Origin of the sequence: Clostridium sp. (assembly GCF_034179595.1) — a bacterium.
Classification (GTDB): Bacteria; Bacillota; Clostridia; order Clostridiales; family Clostridiaceae; genus Clostridium.
The window spans coordinates 29,185-51,848 of sequence record NZ_JAXFPT010000048.1 but is presented as its reverse complement, the minus strand read 5'-3'; the positions used below and the strand labels follow the sequence as shown (position 1 = coordinate 51,848).

The window sequence follows — 22,664 nt, the reverse complement described above, 5'->3', positions numbered from 1 at the left end:
TTTATTTTATACTTATTTTAGCTTAGTACCTTCTTCATTTTGTTCTATTAAGCCTTCCTTCATTAGGCCACCTAATGCCATCTTAAAGTAATTTTTGCTTGTTCCAAAAACTTCTTTGATTTCTTCAGGATTTGACTTATCATTATATGCCATCATTCCGCCATTTTCTTTTAAATATTTAAGAATTGCTTCTTTTATCTCTTCTCTAGCATCTAATCTCTTTTTTCTTGTACTAAGACCAACTGTTCCATCTTCATATATTCTTTTAACTCTAGCTTTAAATTTATCACCAGGATATATAGTTTCTATATGTTCATTTCCAAGTATTATACCTCTATATTTTCCATCTATTGCAACCTTAATTGTTGTTGATGTACCTTTTCCGTATGAAATAACTTCAACAATATCATCAACTTTATATCCTTCACCTTGATCTAAATAATCATCAACATCTGTAGTAGCAGCAAGTCTACCAGTTTTATCTAGATAAGCATAAAATAAATACTTTTTACCTACTAAAAGCTTAAATCTTTGTTCTTTTAATGGAACAAATAAATCTCTTTCAAGTCCCATATCACAAAATACACCAAAATCATTTTGTTGAACAACTTCTAAATATGCAACTTTTCCAACTTCAATTAATGGCTTTTTCATAGTTGCAACCGGTCTTCCTTGTGAATCCATATATGCAAATACATTTACTTCATCACCAACTTCAATTTCATTTCCGTTTAATAAAGACTTTGGTAATAATATTTCATTTTTTCTCTTATCTGCTAAGAAAAATCCAAAGTCTCTTTCTTTAATAACTTCTAGCTTGTTGTATTCACCTATTTTTATCATTTTTCCTCCTAAAATTTAGCATACTCCTTACTAAGCTCTATATAATGCTTTGCTGATTCTCTTATGCTATCTATTTCTTTTTCTGTAAGTTTTCTAACAGCCTTTGCTGGATTTCCAAATATTAAAACTCCATCTTCAAATTCTTTATTTTGAGTAACTAAAGCTCCAGCTCCAACTATTGAATTTTTACCTATTTTTGCCCCATTTAATATTATTGATCCCATACCGATTAAAACATTATCTGAAATAGTACATCCATGAATTATAGCACCATGACCTACTATAACATTTTCTCCAATTATTGTTTCAAAATCAGTATCTGTATGTACAACTGAATTTTCCTGAATGTTAGTACCTTTTCCTACATATATTCTTTGCATATCTGCTCTTAATCTAGCACCAAACCAAATATTACAATCCTTTTCTATTGTAACATCACCTATTATATCTGCACTTTCAGATATATATGCATCATTATCGACCACTGGTTTTTTCCCTCTATAACTTTTAATCATGTTTCTCATCTCCATTTACCATTCTAACACTATTTTATCATTTAAATAAATTGTTGTCATTAATTTATATATCCTATAACTATATATAATTATAAGCAATTTTAAGGATAATATATATGGGTAAACATAATAAATATGATACAATAAATGTTTTTAATTTAAAAGATATAAATGTGTATTATGGTATACCAAATTGTTATACGTCTTATTCTTTAGGTTCTTCATCCCTTAATGATACATTAAATTATGTATATAAAAATCATTTTGATTTTTTAATGATTACAGATAAAAATAGTTTTCTACCTAAACCTATTTATTATAATGGAAATACCATAACAAGATGGAACTATTCTTGTAATTTATTAAAAAGATTTCAAAAGAAAAAAGAAAATTTCATCGTATTTCAAGGCTTTGAAGCAAAAATCATTCCTTATGGAGATATAAATGTAATAAATCCAAATAATTTTTTCATTGGAGATATTAATGATATTAATTTATTGATAGTTTGGATGATTAAGAATCCTGATGCATTTATAATAATAAAACATCCCATCAAAAGTATATTAGATTTACCATATAGTAAAATATTAAATAATATAATAACTTCTATAGAAGTATGCAATGGTACTTTTGGTGTCCATTATAATAGACGCGAAAAATATTACTTTAAACTTTTAGATTTAGGATGGAAACTTGGTGCTGTAAATAGTTTAAATACTAATAATCTAGACTTTGGAAATAATAATAATGTAACAGGTGCTATATTACCTAAACTAAGTAAAGGTGCCTTAATTGAATGTTTTAGAAAACGTAATACATTTTCTTCAGAAAGCAGAAGCTTAACCTTCTATTTTTTTGCTAATGATATATTAATGGGTGGTATTATTTCTTCAAACTATGATAATATTAATTTCTCTGTTTTTGTAGAAGATAAGTACTACTTTATAGAAAAAATAGACATAATAACTAACGAAGGACAAATAATTCATTCGATTTCGAATTTAAAGTTAAATAAAATAAAATATTTATATTCTCACAAACTTCAAGAAAATCAGACTTGGTTTGTAGTAAAGATTTATCAAGAAAATGGAAGGATTGCTATAAGCTCTCCTATATTCATTGATTAAAAAATCCAAAGTTTTAAACTTTGGATTTTTCTTATACTATTTATTTAAATGTTTCGCTCTATTTGGCTTTGCTTTTGATTTTATAACAATTTTCTTTTCTGATTTTCTAGCACCACCTGTTTGGTGAATGTCTAGGAACCATAAAAAAGATACAACTATAATTGGAGTTAATATTATTCCAATCCAACTAATTTTAATTACTCCAAACATTTGTACTATAAGTAATACAATTGCTACTGCAAGTGGTATGTATTTATTTATACGTACCTTATTGAATACATATTCCTTACCAAGTACATAAAGACCAAATACAATAGCTAACATTACTACAAAATATAAAATTGACATCAATATCCCCATTGCCTACTTGTCCTCCTAATTAGTCTTATACATTTTATATTAATTTAAATTACTAATCTTTTCAAGTAAAATAATTAAATATTTAATTTTTCTTAAATTTTATTTCAAAACCATTAACTTTTTAATGTATTTTACTAAAATAATAAAATTCATTAAAATTTTTAAACATTATCTATTTATATCTTTATGAAATACTGATTATTTGATAAAATATATCTTGATTTATAAAAATAATAATAAATTTGTAATTTATTAATTCCAATGAGGTGATTTAATGGCTATAAATACACATTTACAATTAGACGATTTAGATCTTCAAATATTAGATTTATTAATAAAAGACTGTAGAACACCATATTTAGAAATAGCTAGAATTTGTCATGTAAGTGGTGGTACTATTCATGTAAGAATGAAAAAGATGGAGGACATGGGAATAATAAAAGGGACAAGGATTATTCTTAATCTTCCAAAACTTGGATATGATGTTTGTTGTTTCGTTGGGGTATATGTTGACAAAACTTCATCATTTGATAGTGTAATTGAAGAAATGCAAAAGATTTCAGAAGTTGTTGAGTTACACTTAACTACTGGAGATTACTCAGTTTTTGCAAAAGTAATTTGTAAAAATATTGCTGACTTACAAGAAATATTAATGAATAAAATAAATACTATTTCAGGAATCCAAAGAACAGATACATTTATATCTTTATCTCAACCAATAGATAGAAATATCACTTTATAGAATTTATGAATAATACTTCCTTAAATCGCTAATACTATCTTTGAAAAAATATTTTAAGGAAGTGTTTTTTATGAAATTTTTAGATGCTTTAGCACTATTATTAGTAATAATCGGTGCTATAAATTGGGGACTAATAGGATTTTTCCAATTTGATTTAGTTGCAACACTTTTTGGTGACATGTCTGCTTTAAGTAGAATAGTTTATGGACTTGTAGGTATAGCAGGACTTTATGCAATTTCATTCTTTGCTAAAAGTAGATATATAAATGATTAATTATCAAATTAAATATGGAAGGAATATTCCTTCCATATTTAATTTTTAAAATAATTGGAGGGATATATGAATATCAATAACATTTTCTTAATTTTTACTATCTACTCTTTTCTCGGATGGTGTACAGAAGTTGTATACCAATATTGGGCTCAAAAAAAATTTATTAATAGAGGATTTCTTAATGGACCTTTTTGTCCTATATACGGAGCATGTGCTTTATTAATAATATTTTTACTCCAATATTTTTCAGACATAATTCAAGTTAATTTGATTACATTATTTATTATTTCTACTACTTTAATTTCTTTTATCGAATACATAACAAGTTATATTTTAGAAAAATTATTTGATTCAAAATGGTGGGATTATACAGATGATCCTCTAAACTTAAACGGAAGAATATGCCTTCCTTTTTCACTAGCTTGGGGACTTGGAACTATACTTGGATTTAAAGTTATTAATCCTGTTATACTTTATTTAGTAAATTTAATTCCATTGCATACTTGTATGCTTCTTACAATATTAATCCTTTTATATTTTACTGCAGATAGTATATTTACATTAACAAAATTGATATTTAAAAATGATAATACATCTACTGATATATCAGAAAAATTATAAAAATAAAGGTTGAGATTTAAACCCAACCTTTATTTTTTTATAACTTTTTTATTTCTTCAAATAATTCTAAAGCAGCCTCTCTTGGACCTTTCTTTTCTTGTCCCTTTATTCCAAGACATGTCTTTAATTGTCCAACCTTTGTATTTCCTTTAAACATACTATTAAAATACTTATTTAATAATTCATCAGTTTCCTCTTGTTTTTGTGCTGGTCCAAAAGGATTAGCAAAGTATGATTCTACTAAACCTGTTTCTGATGTAGTCCCTTTTGCCATTCTAGCTCCAGCTCTAAATACCTTAATTGCATCTTCAGCATTATCAAAATAACTTATAGACTTTTCACCAGTTCTAACTTCCTCATAATTATTAGCATAATAGAATAAATCTACTTTATATCCTTTTATAATTGCATTGTAAGGAGCAACTGGCATAACAAGTCTTGCATTAGTTTTATCTGGATTCATAAATATACTTCTATCCATTTCTTTAAATGCATATCCTTGATCTAAATCATCTAGTCTTACAAATGCTCCTATTTCTGTTCCATATCCATATATAGACTTATCCTTTAATTTAAATGTTCCCATATCATCAAATATTATAGTCATATCTGAAATATAATCTTCACTCAATGCTCTAAACGCCTCTAAACTTTCTGATTTTCCTGCTCCACTATCTCCCATTATAGCCACATTAGCAGTTTTACCGTTTTTTAATACTATATTTACCATAGCTCCATGTATTGGAAGGTTTCCTCTTTTTATCATAATTAAATTATGAAGCGTTAATGTCATTTTCTTCATATAACCAAAATAATCTATCTCCTCTGAATGATTTACATATCCAACCATTATATTATTTTTCTTATCATCATAGAAAACAGTTTTTAATTTTTCGTCACTATCTTCATCTTCTGCTCCAAATATATATATCATATCTGGCTTTCTACCTCTACACTCTTCTTTTCTTGCCATTTCAAAAAGATTACATAAAGTTATTCCATGTTCCATAAAATCTCTATGGAAATAAATATATGCTAAAAGTTCTCCAACCTTTGCAGGATAACAAAACCAATGTTCTTTATTCATGTTTAAATATTCTAATGGATTTTCCTTTATTTCAGTAAACATTCCTGTTCTTGTACTTCTCTTTGGATATGTTATAAAAGGTGTCTCTAATAGAATATTATTTATAAACGGTATATCTTCTAATACTTCATAGCCATCTGGTATTGGCCATAATAATTTATCTATCATAATACATGAATTTCCACCTGCTGGTATCTGCCTAAATACATTTGGCTCTACTCCTAATATGTTTTTTTCAATTTTTCTATAAAGTCTTAAAATAAGTTTTGATAAGCCATCATTTGCTTCTGTAAAACTTACTTGTGCTAATCCACTATCAACTTTTCCTCCATGAATTAAAGTATATCTTTCAAGTCTTCTCCAGAATAAGTATAATTCTTCAACTAATCTTATAAATCCTTCTTTATTTTCTAATAATTCTTTATAATCTTCGTTAAATTCCACTATTTCTTCTACATTCATAACTGTTAAAAACTTAAATATTCTTAACAGTTCATTTCTTAATTCTTTTGTTTTATTAGTTTTTAATGAACTTTCTAAGTGTCTAAAACTTACTGAATTTTTATTTTTTATTGTTTTTATAAATGATCCTAAAACTCTTCTAAAGGCTTCACTTTCTAATAAAGATTCAAAATTTGTGCAATACTTAGCTGTAAAATTAATTATTACTTTATCATTACTTATCGAAAATTCTTTTTTCATATTATAACCTCCATACGAATTTTTTAATTCTCAAAATTGCATTTTTATAATACTATTACTACCATATGCCCATTATATCATATTTTTTGAAATTTTAAGAACATTTTTTCCTCATTTTGAAATAACATTTTTAAATTTTAATGAAACTTAAAACTAAAAAAACTATATTTTTAAATAAAGAATTCCAAAATATCTATATTCACATGTTATGTTTAAAATTATATACAAGTGATTATAACTTTTTATAGATATATTAATATAAAAATAAAGAGAGATAAAAATCCCCCTTTTTTAAAAACATATATTTATTTTACCCAAATCATATTTTTTAAAACTTCATCATGAACTCTTTTTGTTAATTCTTTCTCTTCTTCCTTAGATAAGTCTTTAGTATATATAGGTTTTCCAAAAACTATAGTAACTTTTCCTTTAGTAAATTTTTTATTATCTTCAAAGCATCTTGAAGTACCGTTTATAGATACTGGAACTATAGGTGCCTTTGCTTTAACTGCAAGCTTCATACTTCCCTTTTTAAAGTCATGCACCTTTCCATCTTTTGATCTTGTTCCTTCTGGGAAAATAGCCATATCATATCCATTTTTCAAATAATTAGCACCTTCATTTATAACCCTTATAGCTTCTCTTGGACTTTCTCTATCTAATGCTACACAATTTAAATGCTTAATCCAAAATCTTAACATTGGAATCTTTAATATTTCTTTCTTTGATACAAATCCAACTTCTCTTCCTGATGCTTGTCTTAACACTGGTATATCTAATATACTCATATGATTTCCTATAAAAGCGCAAGCTTCATTTGGTATATTTTCACGTCCCTTGACCTCTACATCCATACCTATAATTTTTATAGTAAAATCGCTCCATTTACTAAATGCATCTTGACCGTACTTTATAGCTTGTTTTTCTCCCTTAATCTTATATATAAACTTAAATTTAATCTCTTTGAAAACTGTATAAAACATGTATATCAAATATACTATCATTTTAAATACTTGCATTTTTTTCACCTCTTAACATTAATCATTAGTATGTAAAAACTTTTCTTTATTATTATACAATATGATGATAAACTAATACAGTATATATTATGTAAGGAGGATTTCTTGTGAAAAAATATTTAAAATCTTTAATCTGTATACTAATATTGCTTTCATCAACTTTTTTAATGAGTTGTAGTGATATTTCAAATAATGTCACAAATAATATTAATAAAAATAACACCACAAACAATATCAGTAATACTAAAAAACCTAGTTCATCTAACTCTGGAATGCTTGTTCATTATATAAATGTTGGACAAGGTGATGCTGAATTAATACAAGTAAACGGTAAAAATATGTTAATTGATGCTGGTCCAAGGAGTAATGAAAAAGATATAATTTCATATTTAGATAAATTAAAAATCAAAAAGTTAGACTATGTAATAGCAAGCCATCCACATGAAGATCATATAGGTAACATGGCTACTATTATAAATAAGTACGAAATAGGAAAATTCTATGCTCCTAAAGTAGAAACTACTACAAGAACTTTTGAAAATATGATTAAAGCCCTTAAAAAGAAGAACTTAAAAATAAATGTTATTAAAGAAGGGACTAGCACTATTGACCTTGGAAAAAATACTAAGGTTTTAGTTTTCTCACCAAAGGCTGATGGATATGGCAAAAAAACTAACTTAAATAACTACTCACCTATTATGAAACTTGTATATGGAAATACTTCTTTCCTATTCACAGGTGATGCTGAAACAGTTGAAGAAAACTATGTTTTAGAAAAGAATTATAATTTAAAAGCTGATGTATTAAAGCTTGGACACCATGGCTCATCAACTTCAACAAGTGAAAAATTCTTAAAAGCTGTTGATCCGTCAATTGCAATAGTATCTTGTGGTGTTAATAATACATACGGACATCCTCATAAAGAGACTATACAGAAGCTTCAAAAATATAATATTAAAGTTTATAGAACTGATAAAAATGGTAACATAGTTTTACAAAGTAACGGAAAGACTATAACTAAGAAATAATAAAAAAACACTTAAAAGTGCACTAACTTTTAAGTGTTTTTTATTTTTATTTTTATTAATTTTCCAAATCATTTTTTTCATCTATATCTTTATTATCTTCTTTTTCAGATAATTTAATATATTTGTTCCAATTAGTATATATATAATATAGATTAACAACATCTTGCTCATTATAAAGCAATATTTTCTCTATCTTTTCTTTAGGCATTCTTTTTACATAATCATTATCTTTCATAACTTTATGGAAAGTCTTTGCTAGATTTGATCCACTTATAACTTCCCCTTGCCTATCAATTTCAAAAATCTTTTCTAATTTTTTAAGTCCTATTGATGTCTTCATGCTTTTTTCATAAGCTTTTTGGATATCTATTGATAGAAATTCTGCTTCAAAGTCATAAGATATGTTATATTTATTGAATAAGTAATTTATTACTGTAAAATCATTATTACCTGAAAATGTTGATATTGCCTTTTTGCCATTTTCCTTCATATATTTAAAATATCTTAAGGCTAGATTTAAAATATCCTTAATCTCTCTTTTATTTTCAATCATATATTGTGTTACATGAAGAATATTTTCTTCCTTATTATATATACATGCACCAAATACTCCTATACATTTTGGTTTTTTATATACATAATGTTCTAAATCAAAAAATATTATTTCTTCAGGCAAAACTTTATTTTCATAATTTAAAAAGTCAGCTTCTTCTAACTTTCCTACAGGTATAATGTTTTCTTTTATAATCACAGTATCACTCTTTCTTATTCAAATTGGATATTTTCTACATTTAGATTATACGTTACATCTTTTCTTTCTACAATAATATTTATTCTTTCTGATAATTCTTTATCTGAAAGGATTTTTCTTAAAAGTTCATTTGTAGGATTCATAGCATATGGATTTCCAACTTTACTAAGCATAGTATAATCACCAGCAGTATCTCCATAAGCATAGCTTTTTTCTAAATCAATATCATACTTTTCTTGTAATTCCTTTATAGCTTTCTCCTTACTTTCACTATCCCACATAGGAATTACATCTCCTGTATATTGTCCATTTTCATCTAAAACATATTCTGCTCCTCTAAAATCATCAAAACCATGTTTAAGTGACATCTCTTTAACTAATTCAATTGGTGAACCTGATACTGTAATTAAAATATGACCTTGCTCTTTATGCCATTTTATTCTATCTCTTGTAAAAGTGTATACTCTATCACCTTTTTGTTCTATAACCCTTTTTGCTATAAACTCTATTTGATATTTATTTAAGCCTTTGATTGCTTCCATATATATATCAATCATTTTTAATAAATATGTATCATAATCTCCTTGTCTTCTATCCCACTTTTCAAAATCTTGTCTAACGTCATTATACCATTTTTCTGGTTCAATTATTTCATATTTAATCATTTTTTTGAAAACTTCTGTAATTAATCCTTCTCTATATAAAGTTCCATCTATATCAAAGAATGCTGCTATATTTTTTTTCATATAAATCCTCTCTTTCCTCTACAAAATAATTATTCATTATATTATACCTACAAAAAATTCTTTTGCAATATAATATACCTTTTTGTATTTTTTTATTATATTATAATATATTTTAATATTTAAACAAATTTAATTTATTTTTGTTTTTATTAAATATTGACTTATAAATTCATATAATGTTATTATATATGTATGTGATAATGATTTTCAATGCGAGGTGGAAAATAAATGGAACTAACAAGTCTTAAACCTGGAGAACACGGAATTATAAGCAGCATAGGTGGAGATAAAAAATTAGCTAAGAGATTATTAGCTTTAGGATGTATAGAAGGAACTGATGTAACTTTAAAAACAATAGCACCACTTGGTGATCCTTTAATAATTAATTTTAGAGGATTTGATTTAGCTATAAGAAAAAAAGATGCAAAAAATATAATATTACTAACTTAGGAGGGAAATTTAATGACAACAGTCGCACTACTCGGTAATCCAAACGTTGGTAAAACAACGCTTTTCAATGCAATGACTGGTTCAAAGCAACATATAGGAAATTGGCCTGGCGTTACAGTTGAAAAAAAAGAAGGATTCTATAATAATGTAAAAATAGTAGATTTACCTGGAATTTATGCCATGGATACTTTTTCTCATGAAGAAAAGATCGCAAAAGATTTCTTAGAAGATGAAGACGTAGATATAATTCTTAATATAGTTGATGGTTCAAATTTAGCAAGAAATTTATACCTAACAACTCAGCTTAAACAATTTAATAAACCAATAATACTTGCAATCAATATGATTGATGTTGTTGAAAGCAAAGGACTTGAAATAGATTATGACAAGTTATCTAAAGATTTAAATGTTACAGTTATCCCTATAAAAGCAGCTAAGGGACAAGGTGTAGATAAATTAAAAGAAACAATAGAAAAAAATAATTTTACACATATAAAAGATTCAAATAAATTTGACTTTAAAGATGAAAAATCAGCTTATAAATATATCGAAAAAGTACTACATAATTGCTTAAAAGAAAAAAATGCTAACAAAAGAGATTTAACACAAAAATTAGACAAAATATTATTAAATCCTATATTAGCTTATCCATTACTTCTTTTAATAATGGCCTTTATGTTTGAATTTACTTTTTCATGGGTTGGACAACCTATTTCCGATTGGTTAGATGGATTATTAAATGATTCATTCATACCATGGATGCATACATTACTTCAAAATACTGCTCCTTGGTTCCAATCATTATTAGTTGATGGTATTATCGGTGGTGTTGGAGGAATCCTAGTACTTTTACCTGTAATTCTTTCATTATTTATCTGTATTGCTTTCTTAGAAGACAGTGGTTATATGTCAAGAGTAGCATTTTTAATGGATAAGCTTATGAGAAAGATGGGTCTTTCAGGAAAAGCATTTATACCTATGATAGTTGGATTTGGATGCTCAGTTCCTGCAATAATGTCATCTAGAACCCTTGAAAGTGAAAAAGATAGAAAACTTACAGCACTACTTGTTCCTTTAATGTCATGTAACGCAAGACTTCCTATTTATGCATTATTTGCTTCAGTATTCTTTACTAAGCATAGAGGATTAGTTGTTGCATCATTATACTTACTTGGAATAGTTGTAGCTTTCATAATCGGTATTTTATTTAAAAGTACTATATTTAAAAAGGATGAAGAACCATTTATAATAGAACTTCCAAATTATAAACTTCCCCTATTAAGTTCAATATTAAAACAAACTTATGATAAAGCTAAGGGCTTTATGAAAAAAGCAGGTACTATAATATTTGCTATGACTGTAGTTATATGGTTCTTATCAAACTTTAACTTACATGGTTTAGTTGAAAATGTTGATGATAGTATATTAGCTGCAATCGGAAGATTCATAGCTCCAATATTTGCCCCACTTGGATTTGGTAACTGGCAATCATCTGTATCATTACTTAGTGGATTACTTGCAAAAGAAAGTGTTGTTTCTTCAATGGAAGTTATATTCAATGGAGATTTAAAGGTTGTTTTACCTCAATTCTTTACAACAATTTCAGCTTATTCATTCTTAATATTTACTTTACTTTATACACCTTGTGTATCAACTCTAGGTACTATGAAAAAAGAGTATGGAACAAAGATGATGGTATTCTCAATTTGCTATCAAATTGCACTTGCATGGATTGTTTCATTTATTTTCTATCACATAGCTATACTTATTTAAAGATGAAGGTGATATAAATGGAAATTGCAATAGCAATAATTATATTAATAATAGCTATATTTATAATATATAAAAATGTCAAAAAGACTTCTAAAGGAGGAGGCTGTTCTAACTGCAGTACATGTAGTAGAAACTGCTCTTCTAGAAAAAAAGATCAGTAACTTAAAAGTTACTGATCTTTTTTTATTACTATAATGAATCTACTAATTTTTCATGTTTTTCTTTATAGTTATTTATTATCTTATCATAATATATCTTTATTGTAGCTAATGTTGGTGATGCTAAAATCATTCCTAATGGTCCAAAGAATCCTCCACCAATAGTTACACCAAATATAACCCAAAATGGTCCAATTCCAACTTTTCCACTAACTAGCTTAGGTTCTAAGAACCAAGCATCAAATTGTTGAAGCGCAAGTAAGAATATACATACTATTATTGCTTTAAAAGGAGTTACAAATAAAGCTACTATAGCACAAGTTAGCATTCCTATAAATGGTCCGAAATATGGAATCATATTAGTAACTCCTACTACTAGTGCTAATAATGGAGCATATGGCAATCTTAATATCATAAGACCTACAAGAGATATTATACCTATGATTAAAGAATCTAGAGCCTTTATACCTATATATGTTCCAATCATATAGTTGTATATCTTTAGGAAGTTAAGTATTTTCATTCCTATCTTTTCCCCTACAATCATTAAAAGAATTACTTTAGCTTGTTTTATAAACTTTTCTTTATCAAGTAACATATAAATTGATATTAAAAGTCCAAATCCAACTTTTATTATATCAGTAGTTATGCTAATTAATGAGCCTGTTGTTCCTTCTAATAATGAAACCAATATAGATCCTGCTTTAGTTGATAATGATGCTAAATTATTCATTAAGCCTGTATCTTGCATGAATTCATTTACTCTAGCATTTTTAAGTGCTGAATTCATCCAATGTTGAACCATCTTTACATAATCAGGTACTTCTTTTGTTATAGAAATAATACTTTCTATAAGATTAGGTATTCCATATAATGCTATAATAACTATTGTTCCTAAAACAACAAGATAAGTTAGTATAACTGCTAATCCTCTTTTTAATTTAAATCTTTTCTCAAAAAATTTCATAATCGGATTTAATATATATGCAAAAACCATGGCATATATAAATGGAGCAATAACGCCTAAAAATTTCTTTAACACTAAAAAATATACTGGATAGTTATCAATAACCTTATATCCTACAAAAACTATCAATAAGAGTACTATGATATCTTTGTATTTTATATTTTTAAAAAAATTCACTTAATCCCATCACCTTTCCCTCATATTTTTTGTTTATATTCGCATTATATCATATTAATTATTGACATTTTTATTAAATATTAAAGTTTTACATTATCTATAAAATATTTAAAAAAGCACTACAAGTTATAACTTATAGCGCTTTTTTATATTACATTTTTTCTACAACTTCTATTCCTATTAAGCCTAAACCATTTTTTATTACTTGTAAGCTTGCCTTTACTAATGCAAGTCTAGCCTTTTTAAGTTCTTCATCTTCTAAGTTTAATACTGAATGAGCATTATAGAACTTATTAAATAGTTTTGCTACTTCAATTACATATCTTGTTACAACTGAAGGTTCAAGTTTTTCAATTGCTGAGTGAATATTTTTACTGAAGTTTTCTAAAGATTTGATCAATTCAAATTCTTCTTTTGAGTTTAACTTACTATAATCTACGTTTGTTAAATCAATTTCTCCAGCTCTTTCTAATATACTGTTACCTCTTGCATATGAATATTGAACATATGGACCAGTTTCTCCTTCAAATGAAAGGATTTCTTTCCAATCAAAGATTATATCCTTTTCTCTTGAATTTTTAAGATAAGTGAATATAACAGCACCTACACCTATCTTCTTAGCTATTTCTTCTTTATTTTCAAGTTCTGGGTTCTTTTCATTTATTACTTCTAAAGTCTTAGCTATTGCTTCATTTAGTAAATCATCTAAAAGGATAACCTTTCCTTTTCTTGTTGACATTCCACCATCTGCAAATTTAACTAATCCAAATCCTACGTGAACACAATCTTTAGCCCATTCTTTTCCTGAAAGTTCTAATGTTTTAAATACTTGCTTAAAGTGTAATGCTTGAGGGCTTCCTACAACATAGATACACTTATCGAAATCATAAGTATTCTTTCTGTAATTTGCAGCTGCTAAGTCTCTTGTAGCATATATAGTTGCTCCGTCTTCTTTAAGGATTATGCAAGGAGGCATATTGTATTCATCAAGCATAACAACTTGTGCCCCATTACTTTCTGTAAGTAAGTTCTTTTCTCTTAATTCATCTATTACAACTTGCATCTTGTCATTATAGAATGCTTCTCCAGCAAATGAATCAAACTTAACCCCTAAAAGATCATATACTCTATTAAATTCTTTTAAGCTAAGCTCTCTAAATCTCTTCCATAAAGCTGTTTCTTCTGGTTCTCCATCTTCAAGTCTCTTAAAGTACATTCTTCCTTCATCAACTAATGATGGATCTTTTTCTGCTTCATCATGGAATTTAACATATATTCTTAAAAGTTCTGCTATAGCATCTTTTTCAAGTGCTTCCTCATCAACCCATCTTTTATAAGCTGATATAAGCTTACCAAATTGAGTACCCCAGTCTCCTAAGTGATTGATACCAACTACATTGTATCCTTCTTCTTCAAATAATTTATAAAGTGAGTTTCCTATTGAAGTTGAGAAAAGGTGTCCAACGTGGAAAGGCTTAGCTATATTAGGTGATGAATAGTCAATACATACAGTTTTTCCTTCACCAATATTTGATGAACCATACTTATCTCCTTCTTCAATAACTTTTTCTATAGTTGCTTTTGAGAAAGCTGTCTTATCAACAAAGAAATTAACATATGGTCCTAAATTAGTTATCTTTTCAAAACCTTCGCTATTTATTTTTGAAACTAACTCTTCAGCTATCATATTTGGAGATTTTCTCATAACCTTCGCTAATTGGAAACAAGGGAATGCGTAATCTCCCATTTCTGACTTTGGTGGTATTTCTATAAGTTTTTTAATATCTTCTACATCTAAATCAACATGTTGTTTTATTAATTCAGCAATAATTTGTTTATAATCCATTTTTTATTCCTCCTTTTTTTCGTAAATATAAAAACCGCCTCTTATTATAAAATAAGAGACGGAATACTATCACTTTTTCCGCGGTACCACTCTACTTGCATAAAGAAAATGCCACTCTTTTTGTTAACGCAAATAAGTTATTTGCGGCGATCCTTACTCATTTCAGGCGCTTCTCTGAGGTTCTCTTCAACTAATCTATCTTATAGGGCTTACACCAAACTCCCTACTCGCTAAAAGAATCGATTAATATACTCTCCTCTTCATCAAATTTATTATTCTATGTTCTTCGATTCATTATACATATAATTCTTACAAAATGTCAATAAATATTTAAACACTCTTATCCCTAACATATTGCTTTGAAATGTTGTATAATAATACTAATACACATTTAAAATTTTAAGGAGTTTATTATGAAAAGAATTGGTATTATTGAACTGACTCCGACTTCAATTACATTAGCTTTAAATGAAGTAGAAGATGACGGATATTTTAATAAAATTGATGAACTTACTACATCTATAAGACTTTTTGAAGATTTAATAGATGGAAAATGCTTTTCAAAAGAAAAGATTTCTGAAACATTATCTACTCTAAGAGCATTTAAATCTATGTGTGAAATATCAGGAGTTAAAAAAATTATAGCAGTTGCAACAGAAGCTTTTAAAGTTACATCAAATAGTGATAAATTGCTAAATATAATTAAAGATGAACTTAATATTGATATTACTATATTAGATTCATATAAAGAAATTTATTATAATTTCTTAAGTATATCAAATACGATTTATTTTGAAAATTCTCTTATTGTTGATATAGAAGGTACTTCCACTCATCTTGCATGGGTTAAAAATGGAGAAATACAAAATTATTACTCAATACCAGTTGGAACACTAAACCTTACTTTAAAATATAATCTTCAAGATATAATATTAAGAGAAGATTTAGAAGCTGCTAAAATTATGATAAATAAATTAATTGATAAATGTACATGGCTTAAATATGCTGATTTTGATTCAATTATAGGTATTGGTAACACTATTAAGATTCTTGGTAAAATAGATAGAATCAAAAAACGTTATCCAATAGATATACAACATAATTACGTTCTATATGATATTGATGTTCATGATATATATAATTTATTAAAATGTAAAAATCTAAAACAACGTTCACAAATTCCAGGTTTACCTTGTGATCGTGCAGATATAATGGTTGCTGGAGTTTGTATATTCTTAAATTTACTTAATCATACAAATGTAAATAAAATAATCACATCAGCTCGCGGACTAAAAGATGGTATTATGTATGAATATATTGCTAAAAACTATGAATATGAAAAAAACATGCTAATATATAGCATTTTAGGCATTATGAATAAACTTAATATAAATAAAAGTCATGCAAATAATGTTTATAAACTATGTAAGGATCTTTTTGAAAGCTTAAAACCAATACATAAATTAGATGATTCATTTAATAGAATACTTATAACATCTTCATTATTGCATGATTGTGGTACAAGCATTGATTACTACAATCATCATAAACACAGTTTTTATATAATATTAAATTCATCTATAAATGGTTTAACACAAAAAGAATTATTGATGAGTGCTGCAATTGCTGCTTATCATAGAAATAATAAATATAGTATCCCATTTCCTCAATATAGCTCTATAATAAATAGAAATGATATAAATGCTATAGAATATATAGGAACTATACTTAAAATAGCTGAAGGGCTTGATAGAAGCTTAGAAGGTGCTGTTTCTAACATAAATGTATATATAGATGAGGAAAGCGTTAAATTAGAACTTCAATCTTCTTTAGATTTAGAAGTTGAAATAAGCCAAGCTATGAGAAGTGCTTGTTCATTTAGAGAAATATATAATAGAAATCTAATAATAGAAAAAATAAATTAAGATATATAATTAAAGCAGTTAGTTTTAAACTAACTGCTTATTTTATACTAAAAAATCACTCCAAATATCATTGAAACTATCTTTGATAATAAGTTTAATATTAATTGTGATGGTATTCTTATTATTGGTCCACCAATTAAAATTATCGCAATAAATATTAATAATTGATATTTATAAATACTTTCTGATACTTTATAAAAATGCTTTGGACTTAAATCTCTAAGAATATTAAATCCATCTAACCCTGGCAGAGGTAATATATTAAATACACATAAAGTTACATTAAGCGTTATAATATATCTTGTTATTATTATAAGTACAGGTAATAATGCTCCTCCTAAAAGGCCATACCCTGCAATAATTCTTAAGGCAAAATATAAAATAGTCCCTATAAATGCAACTATTAAGTTTGCAATTGGTCCTGCAATGCTTACTTTTAAATCATCCTTATAATAATTTTTAAAAGCTGATGGATTAACTTGTACAGGTTTTGCCCATCCTATACCACAAAACAAAATCAATAAAGTTCCTAATGGATCTAAATGATTAATAGGATTTAAATTTAATCTTCCTTGAAATCTTGGTGTCTTATCCCCTAATTTATCCGCTACCTTTGCATGAGCATATTCATGAAACGTAAACCCTATTAATATAGCAGGTATCATAAATATTATGTTCTGTAAAAAACTCATCTATAAATTCTCCTTCTTTTATTTTAAAGTATTATAACATAAAACACAGCTAAAAAAAATTAGCTGTGTCCATTATTTTAATAAACTTACATTATTTGTTGTGCAATTATAATTGCCATCAAGTTCCTTATCACTTATTGGTATTTGAGTCTCTTCTATACTTTGATTATCTTGTCCAATATATTTAACAAGCTTTTCTTTCCAAACTGAAATATCATAACTCTTATTTGTTGGTTTTATATCCTTAAATATAAAATCTTGTATTATTTTTGAGCTTTGTTCCTTATCTACAATAAGTACCCAACCCTTATTCTTATACATTCCTCCCCAAGAAATATCATCACTTACTGGTATTCTTAACTGATCAAACTTTAAACTTTCAAACTTTGAAACAGTATAGGCATAATTAAGAATTGAAGCTGGTTCTATATTAGTTTTGATATATTTTGATAATTCTGTCATTACAGAAGGATATTTAACTATACTTAAATCTCTAAATTTCTGTGTTACTAAATCAATAACCCTTCTTTGTCTTTCTGTTCTCTCATAATCACCATCTCCAACTTTTCTAATTCTTGCATAAGCTAACGCTTGCTGACCATCTAAAGTTTGTATTCCAGTTGTAGTTATCTTAGGTGACTTTTCTTTTTCATACTCACCAATAAACTTATTAAGTTCTTTTATTTCATAATCTTTTATATCAACTTCTATTCCACCAACTTTATCTATAATGGATTGAAAACCTTTAAAATTAACCATAACATATTTATTTAATGAAATATCAAAATTATCTTTAATGGTTTGCATAAGTAATTCTGGCCCACCACATGCAAGTGCTGCATTTATTTTTTGCTCTCCATGTCCTGGTATCTTTGCTAAGGTATCTCTCATAATTGATGTTAATTTAAGTTTTTTATTGTTATTATCTATTGTAGCAATAATTATAGCATCCGCTCTTGCTTTTTCATCTAATTTACGTGCATCTGTTCCTATTAATAATATATTCGTAATTCCTGGCTGTTCTTTATATTCTATAGCTTGTGCTGTAGGATTTTCTTGGTATACTTGTCCCTTAATATACATGTAAGACCCTAAAACTAGAACTATAATAAATATAGTTAAAACTGCTATTGAAATCAAGATTTTTTTATAACTAGACATTTTCACTTTCGTATTTTTTCTACTTAATTTGTCATGTCTTTTATCTTGCATATCCTATCTCCCTTAATATATATTATTCAATATTATTGACATTTTTTAAGTTAAACATTCTTTATTGCTAAATTAAAAGTAGAGCATTTATTATCATTAATAACATTATAATAAAAATTTCAGGTCAAAACCAGTACTTTTATATATAATTTACTTATATTTTGGCTAATAATTGTTTATATTATTAAAAATTTGTCTTTATATAAGCTTTTATTTAGATTTTTGTAAATATGTTATAATATAAAAAATAAATTTTAATGAGGTAAAATATGAACTATGATAATTTAGATTTAAATTCAATAAATAAATTTTTAAATACTAAATATAAGTTGTAAAATAAAATGGCCAAATGATATTTATATTAACGATAAAAAGTTTTGTGGAATACTTACTCTTATGAATTGTAATATGAATAAAATAAAATATATTATAGTTGGAGTTGGTATGAATATAAATATAAAAAAAGAAGATTTCTCATCTGATTTAAATGCAACTTCCTTATTAATAGAAAAGAATACTAAATATAATCGTGCAGAAATACTTGCAAATTTTTTAAATCATTTTGAGATATTTTATAATAATTTTATAGATAAAAATGATTTATCAGAAGTCATAAATATCTGTAGAAACAATTCACTTTTTATAAATAAAATTGCTAATTTAGTTACTTCAAAAAATATAGAAACAGTGACTTGTATAGGCCTAGATGATAGTGGAGAACTCATAATAAAGGATAGTTTTGGAAGAATAAGAAAAGTTATTAGTGGAGAGCTAACATTTAAAAATCAAAATACTCAATAGTCTTAATAGACTATTGAGTATTTTTATAATAATTCTATTCCATTTTCTCTACATATTCTATTATTTTTTTCATCCCAAACAGATGCTTGAACCTCTCCAATATGTGCCTTTCTTAAAAAATACATACATATTCTTGATTGTCCAATACCACCTCCAATTGTATATGGAAGTTTTCCTTCTAATAAAGCTTTATGAAATTCTAAATTCTTTCTTTCTAGACAATTAGCTTTTTCTAACTGATTTTCTAAAGATTTTTCATCTACTCTTATTCCCATTGATGATAATTCAACTGCACTATCTAAAACTGAATTCCAGAATAAAATATCTCCATTTAAATTCCAATCATCATAATCTGGTGCTCTACCATCATGCTTTTTGCCTGAAGCTAATTCATGGCCTATTTGCATTATAAAGACTGCCCCTTTTTCCTTACATATTGCATTTTCTCTTTCTTTAGGTGTTAAATCCTTATACATATCCTCAAGCTCTTGAGATGTGATAAAAAATATATCTTTTGGAAGTTCTTTTTCTATACTCATAAGATTATCTCTTACAAACTCTTCTGTATCCTTAAATACACTATATATCTTCCTTACAGTATCTTTTAAAGTTTCTAAATTTCTATCTTCTTTATTAATAATACACTCCCAATCCCACTGATCCACATATATAGAGTGTATGTTATCAAGTTCCTCATCTCTTCTTATAGCATTCATATCAGCATATAACCCTTTTCCTACTGGAAAGTTATATCTATGTAAGCTCATTCTCTTCCACTTTGCAAGTGAATGAACTATCTCTACATCCTCTTTTGAAGCTAGGAGATCAAATCTTACTGGTCTTTCAATTCCACTTAAATCATCATTTAATCCTGATTTAGAATCAACAAAAAGAGGTGCTGATACTCTGATTAAGTTCAATCTTTCTGCTAAGTTCTTTTCAAAATAATCCTTTATAGCCTTAATATAAGTCTCTGTTTCAATTAATGTAGCTTTACTTCTATATCCCTCTGGGATAATAATACCTTCTTGTTTCATAAATAGCCTCCTTTAATTTTATATAATATTATATAAAAAATATTTATTGTTAATTTCTATATATTACATTGATCTAAATGTGATTTCAATATTTTAGCTGATTCTTTAAGTCTATTTTCTTCATCTTCTGACAAAGGAATTTCTATAATTTCCTTAGCACCATTTTTATTAACTATAGTTGGAATTGCTAAATACATATCACTTATACCATATTGTCCTTCAAATAATGAATCTACAGTTAAGATACTATTTTCATCTCTAAATATAGCTTCAACAATTCTATTAACAGCAAGTGCTACTGCAAAGTAAGTTGCTTTCTTTCTGTTTATTATTTCATAAGCAGCATTTTTTACATCATTTTCTATTACATTTTTGATTTCATCATCCCAAGCAAGTGATGTTTGCTTTGCATATATATCAAAACTTTCTCCCCCTATTCTTCCATTACTCCAAGTTACTAATTCACTATCACCATGTTCTCCAATAACATATGAATGTATATTATTATTATTTACATTAAAATATTTACCAAGTACATACTTTAATCTTGAAGTATCTAATACAGTACCTGAACCTATAACTCTTTCTTTTGGGAATCCTGATAATTTATAAGTTATATAAGTTAATACATCTACAGGATTTGATACAACTAATAAAATTGAATCTGGGCTTAATCTTGCTATGTCTGGAATGAATCCTTTAAAGATTTTAAAGTTCTTTCCAATCATATCTAGTCTAGTTTCTCCTTCTTTTTGTCCAGCACCTGCTGTAATTATTACTATATCAGAATCCTTTGTTTCTTCTAAAGATCCGGCATATATATTAACTGGCTTTACAAATGATGTACCATGAACTAAGTCCATAACTTCACCCATCGCTTTATCCATATTTATATCATATATGCATATTTCTGTTGCTATACCACTATTCATAAGTGCATAAGCTGTAGTTGCCCCTACAAAGCCTGCTCCGATTATTGATACTTTTCTTTTTCTTTCATATAACATCTTAGTTACCTCCAATTTACCATTTTTTCTTTATCTTACCCTTTATTATAAATTTTATTATAATATCTTTTTAAATTAATTCCTATTGTTTTTGTCTGACTTTTTTGTTATTTTATTATGAATAAATATAGTATATAATTATTATATATTTTATATATAGGAGGATACGTAATGAAGTTACTTTTTTTTGACACAGAAACAACAAGTATACGTCCTGGACATATATGTCAGTTAAGTTATATAGTAGTTGATACTTCAACAAAGCCTCAGACTACTACAGGGAAAAATTTCTTTTTCGCAGTTGATGAAATGGATCCAAATGCTGAAGCAGTACACGGTTTTTCTCTTGAAAAACTATATGAGCTTTCAGGAGGAATGTATTTTGAAGATTTAGTTGGAGAATTTATAGATGATTTTATGGATGCAGATTTTGTAATAGGTCATAATGTAAACTTTGATATTAAATTTATGCATAGTGAATTATTATTTTTAGGAGCAAATTATGAACCTAAAAGAACATTCTGCACTATGTCATACTACAAAGATATATGCAAAATCTTAAAACCTAACGGTACATTCAAAAACCCAAAACTTGAAGAGGTTATTTCATTCTTAGATATTACAAAAGAACAAATAGAAAATAAAGCTAAAGAACTATTCGGAGGAAGCGGAAATTATCATGATGCTAGATTTGATACTGCTGCTACATATTTAACAGTAATTGAAGGTTTAAAGAGAAAGATAATACCTCACGGATATTTCTCAAATATATATAAAAACTAATATCTAAAAAATAAAAAAAGA

Annotated in this window: 24 protein-coding genes and 1 other annotated feature; of the genes, 11 read left to right on the top strand and 13 right to left on the bottom strand. The window is 26.7% G+C overall.

What is annotated here, in order from left to right:
• Positions 1–12: 12 nt before the first annotated feature.
• Both SPJ33_RS05895 and SPJ33_RS05890 read right to left on the bottom strand, forming a co-directional pair.
• Complete coding sequence (locus SPJ33_RS05895; protein WP_321117045.1) at positions 13–843, bottom strand: S1 RNA-binding domain-containing protein; 831 nt, start codon at positions 841–843, stop codon at positions 13–15.
• 8 nt (positions 844–851) lie between these two features.
• Positions 852–1,358 carry a gamma carbonic anhydrase family protein gene (locus SPJ33_RS05890; RefSeq protein WP_321117044.1) on the bottom strand — a complete coding sequence of 169 codons (507 nt, stop codon included), beginning with the start codon at positions 1,356–1,358 and terminating at the stop codon, positions 852–854.
• Between the two features lie 116 nt (positions 1,359–1,474).
• Between SPJ33_RS05890 and SPJ33_RS05885 the strand changes: the two genes are divergently transcribed.
• Positions 1,475–2,485, top strand: a complete 1,011-nt coding sequence (locus SPJ33_RS05885; protein ID WP_321117043.1) for a histidinol phosphatase — start codon at positions 1,475–1,477, stop codon at positions 2,483–2,485.
• Between the two features lie 36 nt (positions 2,486–2,521).
• Here SPJ33_RS05885 and SPJ33_RS05880 read toward each other — a convergent pair whose 3' ends face one another.
• Positions 2,522–2,845, bottom strand: a complete 324-nt coding sequence (locus SPJ33_RS05880) for a hypothetical protein (RefSeq protein WP_321117042.1) — start codon at positions 2,843–2,845, stop codon at positions 2,522–2,524.
• A 274-nt stretch (positions 2,846–3,119) separates the two neighbouring features.
• Here SPJ33_RS05880 and SPJ33_RS05875 point away from each other — a divergent pair, with 274 nt between their 5' ends.
• From SPJ33_RS05875 to SPJ33_RS05865, 3 genes are all read left to right on the top strand, one after another.
• Positions 3,120–3,587 carry an Lrp/AsnC ligand binding domain-containing protein gene (locus SPJ33_RS05875; protein ID WP_321117041.1) on the top strand — a complete coding sequence of 156 codons (468 nt, stop codon included), beginning with the start codon at positions 3,120–3,122 and terminating at the stop codon, positions 3,585–3,587.
• A 70-nt stretch (positions 3,588–3,657) separates the two neighbouring features.
• Entirely contained in the window at positions 3,658–3,861 is a 204-nt protein-coding gene (locus SPJ33_RS05870; protein WP_321117040.1) for a DUF378 domain-containing protein, read from the top strand.
• Between the two features lie 66 nt (positions 3,862–3,927).
• Positions 3,928–4,482 carry a putative ABC transporter permease gene (locus SPJ33_RS05865; protein WP_321117039.1) on the top strand — a complete coding sequence of 185 codons (555 nt, stop codon included), beginning with the start codon at positions 3,928–3,930 and terminating at the stop codon, positions 4,480–4,482.
• 37 nt (positions 4,483–4,519) lie between these two features.
• On the opposite strand, the gene SPJ33_RS05860 is transcribed toward SPJ33_RS05865, so the two are convergent.
• Together SPJ33_RS05860 and SPJ33_RS05855 are read right to left on the bottom strand one after the other, a co-directional pair.
• The gene (locus SPJ33_RS05860; RefSeq protein ID WP_321117038.1) at positions 4,520–6,271 is read right to left on the bottom strand and encodes a phosphoenolpyruvate carboxykinase; all 1,752 of its coding nucleotides are present in this window, start codon (positions 6,269–6,271) and stop codon (positions 4,520–4,522) included.
• A gap of 305 nt (positions 6,272–6,576) precedes the next feature.
• The gene (locus SPJ33_RS05855; protein ID WP_321117037.1) at positions 6,577–7,290 is read right to left on the bottom strand and encodes a lysophospholipid acyltransferase family protein; all 714 of its coding nucleotides are present in this window, start codon (positions 7,288–7,290) and stop codon (positions 6,577–6,579) included.
• Positions 7,291–7,457: 167 nt separating this feature from the next.
• On the opposite strand from SPJ33_RS05855, the gene SPJ33_RS05850 reads away from it, so the two are divergent.
• On the top strand, positions 7,458–8,318 hold the full coding sequence (locus tag SPJ33_RS05850) for a ComEC/Rec2 family competence protein (RefSeq protein ID WP_414627213.1): 861 nt from the start codon (positions 7,458–7,460) through the stop codon (positions 8,316–8,318).
• A gap of 55 nt (positions 8,319–8,373) precedes the next feature.
• Here the strand turns inward: SPJ33_RS05850 and SPJ33_RS05845 are convergent, their stop codons facing one another.
• Together SPJ33_RS05845 and SPJ33_RS05840 are read right to left on the bottom strand one after the other, a co-directional pair.
• Positions 8,374–9,069, bottom strand: coding sequence for a ribonuclease H-like domain-containing protein (locus SPJ33_RS05845; protein ID WP_321117035.1), 696 nt, complete (start codon positions 9,067–9,069; stop codon positions 8,374–8,376).
• Between the two features lie 14 nt (positions 9,070–9,083).
• On the bottom strand, positions 9,084–9,815 hold the full coding sequence (locus SPJ33_RS05840) for an HAD-IB family hydrolase (protein ID WP_321117034.1): 732 nt from the start codon (positions 9,813–9,815) through the stop codon (positions 9,084–9,086).
• A 228-nt stretch (positions 9,816–10,043) separates the two neighbouring features.
• On the opposite strand from SPJ33_RS05840, the gene SPJ33_RS05835 reads away from it, so the two are divergent.
• The 3 genes from SPJ33_RS05835 to SPJ33_RS05825 are packed head-to-tail and all read left to right on the top strand — an operon-like array spanning position 10,044 to position 12,199.
• Complete coding sequence (locus SPJ33_RS05835; RefSeq protein ID WP_321117033.1) at positions 10,044–10,265, top strand: ferrous iron transport protein A; 222 nt, start codon at positions 10,044–10,046, stop codon at positions 10,263–10,265.
• A gap of 12 nt (positions 10,266–10,277) precedes the next feature.
• Positions 10,278–12,038, top strand: coding sequence for a ferrous iron transport protein B (gene feoB / locus SPJ33_RS05830; RefSeq protein WP_321117032.1), 1,761 nt, complete (start codon positions 10,278–10,280; stop codon positions 12,036–12,038).
• 17 nt (positions 12,039–12,055) lie between these two features.
• Positions 12,056–12,199, top strand: a complete 144-nt coding sequence (locus SPJ33_RS05825) for a FeoB-associated Cys-rich membrane protein (protein ID WP_321117031.1) — start codon at positions 12,056–12,058, stop codon at positions 12,197–12,199.
• 28 nt (positions 12,200–12,227) lie between these two features.
• On the opposite strand, the gene SPJ33_RS05820 is transcribed toward SPJ33_RS05825, so the two are convergent.
• Positions 12,228–13,340, bottom strand: a complete 1,113-nt coding sequence (locus SPJ33_RS05820; RefSeq protein WP_321117030.1) for an AI-2E family transporter — start codon at positions 13,338–13,340, stop codon at positions 12,228–12,230.
• A gap of 151 nt (positions 13,341–13,491) precedes the next feature.
• Positions 13,492–15,186: an arginine--tRNA ligase gene (gene argS, locus SPJ33_RS05815; RefSeq protein WP_321117029.1), complete on the bottom strand. Its 1,695-nt coding sequence runs from the start codon at positions 15,184–15,186 to the stop codon at positions 13,492–13,494.
• Positions 15,187–15,237: 51 nt separating this feature from the next.
• Positions 15,238–15,459 (bottom strand) — a binding site (T-box leader).
• A gap of 140 nt (positions 15,460–15,599) precedes the next feature.
• Between argS and SPJ33_RS05810 the strand changes: the two genes are divergently transcribed.
• Positions 15,600–17,111 carry a Ppx/GppA phosphatase family protein gene (locus SPJ33_RS05810; protein WP_321117028.1) on the top strand — a complete coding sequence of 504 codons (1,512 nt, stop codon included), beginning with the start codon at positions 15,600–15,602 and terminating at the stop codon, positions 17,109–17,111.
• A gap of 47 nt (positions 17,112–17,158) precedes the next feature.
• Here the strand turns inward: SPJ33_RS05810 and SPJ33_RS05805 are convergent, their stop codons facing one another.
• Both SPJ33_RS05805 and SPJ33_RS05800 read right to left on the bottom strand, forming a co-directional pair.
• Positions 17,159–17,803, bottom strand: a complete 645-nt coding sequence (locus SPJ33_RS05805) for a site-2 protease family protein (protein ID WP_321117027.1) — start codon at positions 17,801–17,803, stop codon at positions 17,159–17,161.
• Positions 17,804–17,875: 72 nt separating this feature from the next.
• The gene (locus SPJ33_RS05800) at positions 17,876–19,015 is read right to left on the bottom strand and encodes an LCP family protein (protein WP_321117026.1); all 1,140 of its coding nucleotides are present in this window, start codon (positions 19,013–19,015) and stop codon (positions 17,876–17,878) included.
• A gap of 315 nt (positions 19,016–19,330) precedes the next feature.
• Here SPJ33_RS05800 and SPJ33_RS05795 point away from each other — a divergent pair, with 315 nt between their 5' ends.
• Positions 19,331–19,816 carry a biotin--[acetyl-CoA-carboxylase] ligase gene (locus tag SPJ33_RS05795; RefSeq protein WP_321117063.1) on the top strand — a complete coding sequence of 162 codons (486 nt, stop codon included), beginning with the start codon at positions 19,331–19,333 and terminating at the stop codon, positions 19,814–19,816.
• Between the two features lie 23 nt (positions 19,817–19,839).
• On the opposite strand, the gene asnA is transcribed toward SPJ33_RS05795, so the two are convergent.
• Both asnA and SPJ33_RS05785 read right to left on the bottom strand, forming a co-directional pair.
• Positions 19,840–20,853, bottom strand: a complete 1,014-nt coding sequence (gene asnA, locus SPJ33_RS05790) for an aspartate--ammonia ligase (protein WP_321117025.1) — start codon at positions 20,851–20,853, stop codon at positions 19,840–19,842.
• A 56-nt stretch (positions 20,854–20,909) separates the two neighbouring features.
• Positions 20,910–21,860 (bottom strand): L-lactate dehydrogenase, encoded by a 951-nt coding sequence (locus SPJ33_RS05785; protein ID WP_321117024.1) that lies wholly within the window; start codon positions 21,858–21,860, stop codon positions 20,910–20,912.
• Between the two features lie 171 nt (positions 21,861–22,031).
• Between SPJ33_RS05785 and SPJ33_RS05780 the strand changes: the two genes are divergently transcribed.
• Positions 22,032–22,643 (top strand): 3'-5' exonuclease, encoded by a 612-nt coding sequence (locus tag SPJ33_RS05780; protein ID WP_321117023.1) that lies wholly within the window; start codon positions 22,032–22,034, stop codon positions 22,641–22,643.
• Positions 22,644–22,664: the final 21 nt, after the last annotated feature.